The organism is Pseudogracilibacillus amylolyticus (SeqCode), from assembly GCF_051918545.1.
GTDB lineage: Bacteria > Bacillota > Bacilli > Bacillales > Amphibacillaceae > Pseudogracilibacillus.
Map to the genome: position 1 here is coordinate 1 of NZ_JBPPZG010000267.1, position 4,682 is coordinate 4,682.

The following is a 4,682-nucleotide window of genomic DNA, read 5'->3' on the forward strand; positions in this document are numbered from 1 at the left end:
TGAAGCATTCTTTTCAATTCCACGACGTTTACACCAGCCAATACTATTAAAAGCATCCGTAAATTGATAAAATGGCAACACAGCTTCTAAATCAATTAATGGCCTTATGGAGTTATAGCCTTCTTGATAGGAATGATACAAGGTAAAATCGAAACTCAAAAAATCACGATACAGTTTAGTGAAATCGATTTCTGTTGAACCAAACCGTACACTCTCAAAATCTATCATTCCTGAGACCTTATCTTCATCAACAATTATATTTGCTGGACGAAAATCCATATGTATAAAGCTAGGGCCATCTGAAGGAGGTAGCTGTAGTTTCATATTTTCAAATTTTTCAATGGCCTGTTTGTATAAACTTTCATCCAAAACTTCCTTTACATCCCCGGCAAAACTATAAAATTGACGTTCGACAAAATTAGACCAGTTCGGAAATTCATTTTGTATGCCAGTTAACTCCAATGTAGTAGGAGGCTGAATTTGATGCATAGAGGCATGGAGGATCCCAACCTGAAATGCTACTGTTGGTAAAGCCTCAGTAGTTAGTGGCTGCCCTTTTAATTCAGATAATAAAAACGCACCGGGACACTCCTCATCACCAGACCAATAATCCAACATTTTGGGAATGGAAACTCTATCTTTTAAGATTTCATAGGCTTCCAACTCACGCTGATATTTTAATTTTGTATAAGGTATTTTCAAATAGATATTTTTCCTGTTTAGCAGATTGCATTTATAAACTGTTGAACTATGGGAATCTTCAACCTCATTAATTGATAACACATTCAATTCGAATTGTTGAATGACTCGATTTAACATCCAACCCCTCCGACTACATATTATTTAAAAATTCTATTACTTTCACAATCAGTTATTGACCTGATTATCAACAAATTTCACTAAACTCATCTCTCCTTGTCTGTCAGTATTTTATCTTTCTTCAACCATCTAGCCCTATTGTAGCACATATTTATTCTGTTCTCGTAGACTGTTTTCCGATATTACCCCCACCACATAGCTAAAACAAACAAAGACCAACACGAGACGAAGAAACCAATTACGACGTTTGCCATCAATAAAGTAATAAATACTTTCGGCTTTAATTTTTGCACTGCTAATAAGATAATTTCTATTATGAGTGTAACTAAAAATAAACTAACACTCGTCACAGTTACAATAATTAATGTTTTAAAAGGAGATTCATAAAATAAATGATCTTCGAAATAATAAGCGATGTCTTGACCGTATATGCCCAAAAATGCTGCAAATAAGGTCATACTAAGAAGAATGATGGATAAGACTTTTCGTTTCATAAAAATAACCCTCCATTTCATTCACAACCTGGATCTATTCCTCAAGTTTTCCTGGACTGAACTACTTATAAACTGTCATGCCTGTTTTTTTAATGGTACTGACGATTGTTTTGGTCTTTTAATATAGAAAGATAAAATCAATCCGAGAACCGAAATCACTCCTGCAACAATGAAAGAAATATTGACGCCACGGATTAATCCCTCAACTCCTACTTCCGGGATTGCACTTGTTGCCATAATCGTTACAAGCATCGCTGTTCCAACTGCCCCCGACACTTGGCGGAACGTATTATTCATCGCTGATCCATGTGGAATTAAATGAGGAGGAAGTTCATTTAATCCTGCTGTCGTAACTGGCATCATCACCATCGCAATCGCCAGCATCCTAAAAGCGTTCATGACCGCTAAGAAGGTGAATGACGTTTCCGTGGTTAAATTAGTAAACATAAACGTAGTGATAACTAATAAGAAAAAGCCAGTAATTGCAAGCCCTCTCGCTCCAAATCGATCAAAAAGACGTCCTGTAATTGGGTTCATTAACCCCATTATAATCGCTCCTGGAAGTAATACCAATCCCGAATCAAATGCAGTAAATCCGAGCATGTTTTGCATATATAAAGGCAAGATAACCGCCGTTCCAATCATCGAGATAAACACAATCATCCCAAGCCCTGTCGTTAAGGAAAACATTTTATATGAAAATACTCTAAATTCCAAAATAGGCTGCTCCAATTTCAGTTGTCTTAAAATAAAAATGACGAGCGAAATTGCACCTACGATAATGGCGATAACAAATTGTGCACTGACCCAGCCGACATTCCCAGCAATACTAAACCCATACAATAAACCGCCAAACCCAAGGGTTGATAGAATGATAGACAGGATATCAACTTTTGGATTCGTTTGTTCTGTTACATTTTTCAGTAAAAAATAGGCTGCAACAATATTAATAATCGCAATTGGCAGTATAACATAAAAAACGCTTCGCCACGGAAATTGATCGACAAGCCACCCAGATAAACTAGGGCCAATCGCCGGAGCAAAAGCGATAACAAGTCCAAACATTCCCATCGCAGTTCCTCTTCTTTCAATAGGAAAAATTAAAAACATAATTGTCTGCATTAAGGGCATCATAATTCCCGCTCCAGCCGCTTGGAAAATTCGTCCAATCAAAAGTAATGAAAAGCCGGGAGCAACCGCCGCAACAAGTGTACCAAAAGCAAATAAACTCATCGCTGTTAAAAACAATTTTCTCGTCGTAAATCGTTCAATTAAAAAAGCCGTAACTGGAATCATGATCCCATTTACAAGCATAAAAATCGATTGAAGCCATTGCACGGTACTTTCATTTAAGTTTAAGTCCTCCATGATCGGTGGAAGTGCAGTTCCTAAAAGCGTCTGATTTAAAATCGTAATAAACGCCCCTGAGAGTAATACTAAAATTAAAGGAAGATTTTTTCTTATATAGTTTTCATGTGATTGATTTTCAAGCAAAATATAACCCACTTTCCGTAAACTACCATGTATCATTTAATACAATCATACAATTAAGTCTAACATACTCTAATTTATACAGAAAGGAATCGAGTATAATAAAAAAGAAACAATCACTCGTTGTAGCGAATGATTATTTCTCTTTTTATTTACTTAATGGTTTCAGATACAAAATAGGATTGGTCTTACACAGTAATTTTTTTAACTTGCATCGATATCCGATTTGATTTTTGCCATTCCAAAAACTCCAGTTATATCGGAATTAGCTGTAATAACGTTAAATGTGAAAACATTTGGTTCTACATTTGCTCTTCTACAGCTTCATATAAAATAATCGTTTCCAAAAAACGATCCTCTATTTCTTCAGTTCCGATTATTACCGAAATTACTCGTACGTCACCCATTTGAACAGTCCCGGTGAATCCATATCCTGCCTCTTCTGTAAACCCCGTTTTTAACCCGTCCACTCCGTCATACGTTACATCTACGTCAATAAAATCTACTTCTGTGCCTGTTAGCATCCAGTTCGAGTTGGAATATGTCTTTCCTTGGAAATCGAATTCTCTAAGCTTGGTCACCTCTAATAGTTCAGGAAAACGTTCAATAATATACTTGGTAAGTGCAGCCAAATCTTTTGCCGACATCATATTTTTGTCATCAAGTGAACCGGTTGAATGGAATCCTTGCAAATCATCATTCGTTAACCCAGTACTATTAACAAAATGAGTATCCTCTAGTCCCAGTTCACGCGCCCTCTTGTTCATGAGTGCCACAAACTCTTTTTCACTTCCACTCATTGCTTCAGCCAATGCAATCGTGGCTCCATTTGCAGACCGAATCGCCATTGCACGGAATAACTCCTCTATTGCATAGGTTTGATCGCGCTCTAAAAGAACCGAAGAAAATCCGGGATGATTGGAAATGATATATGCATATTCACTGATTTTAGTAGTGTCCTCCCAGCGAAGCGTATCTTCTTCAATCGCTTCTAAAATTAATAACTCTGTCATTATTTTTGACATGCTTGCAACAGCTAGAGAAGTAGAACTATTTTTCTCAAAAATCACTTCACCCGTTACTGCATTGATCAAGATCGCCGCTTCTGCCTGAATATCCAAATCAGAAATCGGATCAACAACATACCTCTCGGGCATGCTTTTTCCCTCGAGCTGAAGTACCCTTTCCGGAAAATATATTTTGTCCTCTTCAGTAGCATTAATAGTACACGCTGTCAAAAATAATAGAATGATTACTAGTTTGATTCGCTTCATCATTTCCTCCAAATTCGTTATAAATGAGTAGTTTGATTGTAATTTTTGATCATCCACTTATCTTGGTCATAATATATATTACTTATACAAGCATGACTTAATCTCGTCTTTCCCGAACCGATATCGCCATTTGAGATAGTTGCAAGAATCGCGTTAATCACTCCACCATGTGCAACAAGCAGCACCTTTCCACTAGGATACATTTCATGAAGCTTCTGAATACCCTCCATCACACGGTCCGTTAAAGATTCCCGTGACTCCTGATTGGGGAATTCCCGATCTGGAAACGTCGCTTCCCTTTCTTCGCTCGTCATCCCTTCTGCATCGCCAAAGTCTCTTTCTTTAAAAGCAGCCATTTCAATAATCGGTAGCTGTAATTTTTTATTTATAATTAATGCAGTCTCCTTAGCACGGGTGAGTGGACTAGAAATGATAACATCCCAATTGGATTGCGCCAGGTACGTGGCACATTTTTCGGCTTGTTCCTTTCCCGTTGCATTCATTGGAATATCGGCTGATCCTTGTATACGTCCCTCTCGATTCCAATCAGTCTCGCCATGCCTTATAATACAAATCGTAGTCATATGCAAAATCCTTTCTATTA

Annotated in this window: 5 protein-coding genes; all 5 read right to left on the reverse strand. The window is 37.3% G+C overall.

Going from position 1 to position 4,682, the window contains the following annotated elements:
• The coding region (locus tag ACPYKA_RS19080; protein WP_479543784.1) for an aminoglycoside phosphotransferase family protein at positions 1-819 on the reverse strand (819 nt) is incomplete at its 3' end.
• A gap of 182 nt (positions 820-1,001) precedes the next feature.
• The gene (locus ACPYKA_RS19085; protein WP_479543785.1) at positions 1,002-1,313 is read right to left on the reverse strand and encodes a hypothetical protein; all 312 of its coding nucleotides are present in this window, start codon (positions 1,311-1,313) and stop codon (positions 1,002-1,004) included.
• A gap of 75 nt (positions 1,314-1,388) precedes the next feature.
• Complete coding sequence (locus ACPYKA_RS19090) at positions 1,389-2,810, reverse strand: DHA2 family efflux MFS transporter permease subunit (protein WP_479543787.1); 1,422 nt, start codon at positions 2,808-2,810, stop codon at positions 1,389-1,391.
• A gap of 296 nt (positions 2,811-3,106) precedes the next feature.
• Positions 3,107-4,078: a D-alanyl-D-alanine carboxypeptidase family protein gene (locus ACPYKA_RS19095; RefSeq protein WP_479543786.1), complete on the reverse strand. Its 972-nt coding sequence runs from the start codon at positions 4,076-4,078 to the stop codon at positions 3,107-3,109.
• Between the two features lie 17 nt (positions 4,079-4,095).
• On the reverse strand, positions 4,096-4,662 hold the full coding sequence (locus ACPYKA_RS19100; RefSeq protein WP_479543788.1) for a histidine phosphatase family protein: 567 nt from the start codon (positions 4,660-4,662) through the stop codon (positions 4,096-4,098).
• Positions 4,663-4,682: the final 20 nt, after the last annotated feature.

Excerpts from the sequence above, each read along its gene's own strand:
- ACPYKA_RS19085 (WP_479543785.1), bottom strand. The coding sequence starts at position 1,313 with ATGAAACGAAAAGTCTTATCCATCATTCTTCTTAGTATGACCTTATTT.
- ACPYKA_RS19095 (WP_479543786.1), bottom strand. The coding sequence starts at position 4,078 with ATGAAGCGAATCAAACTAGTAATCATTCTATTATTTTTGACAGCGTGT.
- ACPYKA_RS19100 (WP_479543788.1), bottom strand. The coding sequence starts at position 4,662 with ATGACTACGATTTGTATTATAAGGCATGGCGAGACTGATTGGAATCGA.